At 57.7% G+C, this 3967-nt stretch carries 3 protein-coding genes; all 3 read right to left on the bottom strand.

Going from position 1 to position 3967, the window contains the following annotated elements; all coding sequences use genetic code 11:
• Window positions 1–226: 226 nt before the first annotated feature.
• Genes LVD08_RS27975 through LVD08_RS27965 form a run of 3 tightly spaced genes read right to left on the bottom strand, consistent with a single transcriptional unit; the run spans window position 227 to window position 3792 of the window.
• Window positions 227–2530 carry a PqiB family protein gene (locus tag LVD08_RS27975; protein WP_134787333.1) on the bottom strand — a complete coding sequence of 768 codons (2304 nt, stop codon included), beginning with the start codon at window positions 2528–2530 and terminating at the stop codon, window positions 227–229.
• A complete protein-coding gene (locus LVD08_RS27970; RefSeq protein WP_027612260.1) occupies window positions 2523–3146 on the bottom strand; it encodes a paraquat-inducible protein A in 624 nt (207 codons plus the stop codon). Before LVD08_RS27970 ends, LVD08_RS27975 begins: the two co-directional genes overlap by 8 nt.
• Window positions 3133–3792, bottom strand: coding sequence for a paraquat-inducible protein A (locus LVD08_RS27965; protein ID WP_027612261.1), 660 nt, complete (start codon window positions 3790–3792; stop codon window positions 3133–3135). Before LVD08_RS27965 ends, LVD08_RS27970 begins: the two co-directional genes overlap by 14 nt.
• Between the last annotated feature and the right edge of the window lie 175 nt (window positions 3793–3967).

The following is a 3967-nucleotide window of genomic DNA, read 5'->3' as shown; positions in this document are numbered from 1 at the left end:
CGCAATGGGACAGGCGGTGGGGGGGGGGGGGGTTGGGTTTGGGGCGGGGTAAGCGAAAGAAAAAAAGGGGGCCGCGATCTGTGGGGACCGCGTCCCTTTTTTATGGCTGGGGATTTGTGCTGACTTTTAGTGCCCTATCGCGAGCAGGCTCACTCCTACAATTTGGAACGCGTTCCCCTGTAGGAGTGAGCCTGCTCGCGATGGCGCCCCTTCAGACACCACAGAATTACTTACCGAGCGAAATCTTCGGCGCCCAGGTCAGCCACTCATCCTCGAACTTGTCGAACAACGGGAACGTCTGCTCAGGCCGTGCCGGGGTGCCCATGCGCTCACCGTCCGGCGTAGCGAAGGCGATACCACCCTGAATCGCCGTCTCCAGCGACTCCGTGCGTACCGTCAGACCATTGAACAGACCGATGTCGAAACCGACACCGCTGGTGTTCCAGAATCGGCTGCCGCTGCGCACCAACGGCGCGTATTTCGGCTCGATCAAAATATGCACCAGCACCCGGTCAGCCGTCTGGCCCAGTTCGTAACCGGTGACCTTGCCCACGGTGATTTCGCGGTAGGTCACGGGTACGCCCGGTTTCAGCGAGCCACGGCGCGCGGCGCTCAACACCAGACTCAAGCCAGCCTCCTGCTTGCTCACTTCCGGCGGACTGGCCAGCGCAACGAAGTTCTTCTGCGGGCCGAGATTTTTCGCCGCCGGCTGCACTTCCACATATTGCCCGGTGACCAGGGTTTCCAGGTTCTGGGTCTTGATCAGTCCCAACTCCGGCTTGACCACCCAGAACTGACTGCCGACCCGCGCAATGCGCTCCGGTACTTCGGTGATCCGCGCGGTAATCATCACGGCTTGCAGATCGTCGGTCAGATCGACGTCTTCAATCTTGCCGACATCCAGCCCTTTGAAACGAATCGGTGTGCCCGGACGCAAACCATCGGCGCGGTCGACCTTGATCGTCACCAGCGTGCCTTTCTGGTTGGCTTCATCATGGTTGGCGAACAGACGGAAGCGTGGAATACGCTTTTGCAGCGGCGCCTTGGCTTGCGGTGTTTCGAAAGCAATACCGCCGGCCATCAAGGTCTGCAAAGACTCGCTCTTCACTTGAATACCACCTGTCAGACCACCGGTGAGGGTGATGCCGCTGACATTCCAGAAGCGTGTCGACGCGTTGACCAGGTTTTCGTACTCCTTCTCGATATGCACGCCGATGACGATTTGTTTTTTGGTCTTGGAGAACTGATAGCTCTGTACCGAACCGACCTTGACCTGTTTGTACAGAATCGGACTGCCGACTTCGATCGAACCCAGAACATCGGTGAACAGCACCAGGTGCAGCCCAGGTGAACGCAGATCCAACGGCGGCGCTTTTGGCCGTGCCTCGAATTCGCGTTTCGGCGCGGCACCTTTGTCGCCCGGACGCACGGCGATGTAGTTACCTTTCACCAATGCTTCGAGCCCGGTGATACCGGCCAGGGAAATCGACGGTTTGACCACCCAGAACTGCGTGCCTTCGACCAGATAGTCTTCGGCCAGAGGATCCAGCGTCAGCTCGGCCGTGGCGCTGTTCAGATCCGGATCGATTTTCAACGCTTTCATGTTGCCGACCTGAATGCCCTTGTACATCACCGGCGTACGGCCGGCCTGCAAGCCTTCGAAGTCACTGAGTTTGACCTTGACCCGAATACCGGCAGCGGCGGCGTCGAAATCTTCATAGAGACGGAACGGCAGGCTTGGATCGGTGGGCGGACTGTCCTTGCGATTCTCTGGTGTGGCGAAGGCGATGCCGCCGGCGACGATGCTCGCCAGGGATTCGCTGCGTACCTTCACCCCGGACAGGTTAGCGTCGATGCTGATGCCGCTGGCATTCCAGAAACGTGTGTGTTTGCGCACCAGTTTGGCGTAGGTCGGCTCGATGAACACTTTGAGCTCAACGGTGCTCTGGTCTTCAGACAGCACGTAGCTTTTGATCTGACCGACCTTGATCTGCTTGTAGAACACCGGGCTGCCGCGGTTCAGCGAACCGAGGCGATCGGCCTTGATCGTCAGGTGCAGGCCGGGCTTGGAGTCCGATAGCGGCGGCTCTTCGGCCAGCGCCTTGAACTTGCGGGTCGGCTCGCCTTCACCGGGACTGATGGCCACGTAGTTACCTGAAACCAAGGTTTCCAAACCGGTGATGCCGGCCAGGGTCACGCTCGGTTTCACCAGCCAGAAACGCGTGCTGGTCTTGAGGTATTGCTCGACGTCCTTGTTCATCTCGACGGTGGCAATCACCCCTTTGGAGTTGCCCTCGTCATCAAGCTTGAGCGTCTTCACCTTACCCACCGGCATGCCCTTGTAGACCACTTCGGTCTTGTTGGCCTGGATGCCTTCACCGCTTTCGAAACGCACCTGAATCTCGATGCCGGTTTCGTTATAGGCACGCCAGCCGAGCCAGCCACCGATGATCAGGGCAATCAGGGGCAGTACCCAAATGGCAGACCAGTTCGAGGCCGGTCGGGTTTTCGCTACAGGCAAATCAGTCATGGTCGTCATCCGACTCCGTGTTATCCCAAATCAGTCGGGGATCGAAAGTTACTGCGGCAAGCATCGTCAGAATCACCACACTGGCGAAGGCGATGGCGCCAAGGTTGGCTTCGACACTGGCAAGCCGGCCGAAGTTGACGACCGCCACCAGAATGGCGATCACAAAGATGTCGAGCATCGACCAGCGACCGATGAACTCGATGAAGCGGTACATCCAGATCCGCTGCCGCGCGGACAACGGCTGCCGCCGCTGCACCGAAAACAGCAGCAGTGCGATGCCCACCAGTTTGAAGGTCGGCACCAGAATACTGGCGATGAACACCACGGCGGCAATCGGGATCATGCCGTGCTGCACCAACTGGATCACGCCGGACATGATGGTGCTGGGATCGCCCTGCCCCAGCGAACTGACCGTCATGATCGGCAACACATTGGCCGGGATGTAGATAATCGCAGCCGTGATCAGCAGGGCCCAGGTTCGGGCCAGACTGTTCGGACGACGAGCGTGAACCAGCGCACCGCAGCGGGTGCAGGTCTGCTCGTCGGTGTCCGCATCCCGTTTGTTCAATTCATGGCATTCGGTACAGATCAGAATGCCCGCATCAATCGCCCGCATGGGCATCCTCTCCTGATAACGCCTGCCAGATCTGATGCGGTGACATCACCACTTCCAGCCAGACCTGAACCAACAACAAACCGATGAAACACGCCAGACCGAGGCCGACGGTGATGGCCGCCATGTCCGCCAGTTTGACGATCGCCACGAGGACGCCCATGAGGTAGACCTCGAGCATTCCCCAGTCTTTGAGGTGGTGATAAATGCGGTAGAGCAATAAGCCGTAACTGCGTCCGACGTTGAATCGAATCGTCAGCAAAACGAATAACTGGCACAGCAACTTCAGCAACGGAATAGCCATACTGCACAGGAATACAACGATCGAAACGCCCTGCATGTCCGTATTGAACAAGCCGAGCACGCCGCTCCAGACCGTATCCTGCGAAGATTGTCCGAGGATATTGAGTTGCATGATGGGTAAAAAGTTTGCCGGGATGTACAGCAATAATGCTGCGATCACCAAGGCAAGGCTGCGCTGCACCACATTATGGCGATGGGCGTACAACTCGTAACCGCAGCGCGGGCAGAGTGCTTTCTCGCCATGGGCGAGCTTGGGCTTGCGCATCAGCAGGTCGCACTCATGACAGGCCACCAAGTCTTCCAGCGGTAAATCTGACAGCCCTTGGGCGTCAACCGGATCTGACATAAAGGCTCTGGCTCCGAAAAAGATGGGGGTTATTCTAGTGTTCTGATTCGAAAATAACTGTGCAAAATTGTTCGCTGCCTAAGTAAAAATACTTTCCTGCGGACAAAACAAAACCCCAACTGCTTTCGCAATTGGGGTTTCGGAATTTAATCTTGACGATGACCTACTCTCACAT

The sequence above is a fragment of the Pseudomonas sp. YL2 genome (assembly GCF_023063025.1).
Lineage (GTDB): Bacteria > Pseudomonadota > Gammaproteobacteria > Pseudomonadales > Pseudomonadaceae > Aquipseudomonas > Aquipseudomonas putida_A.
Note: the sequence above shows the minus strand (reverse complement) of the source record. Positions and strands in the feature narration are given on the sequence as shown.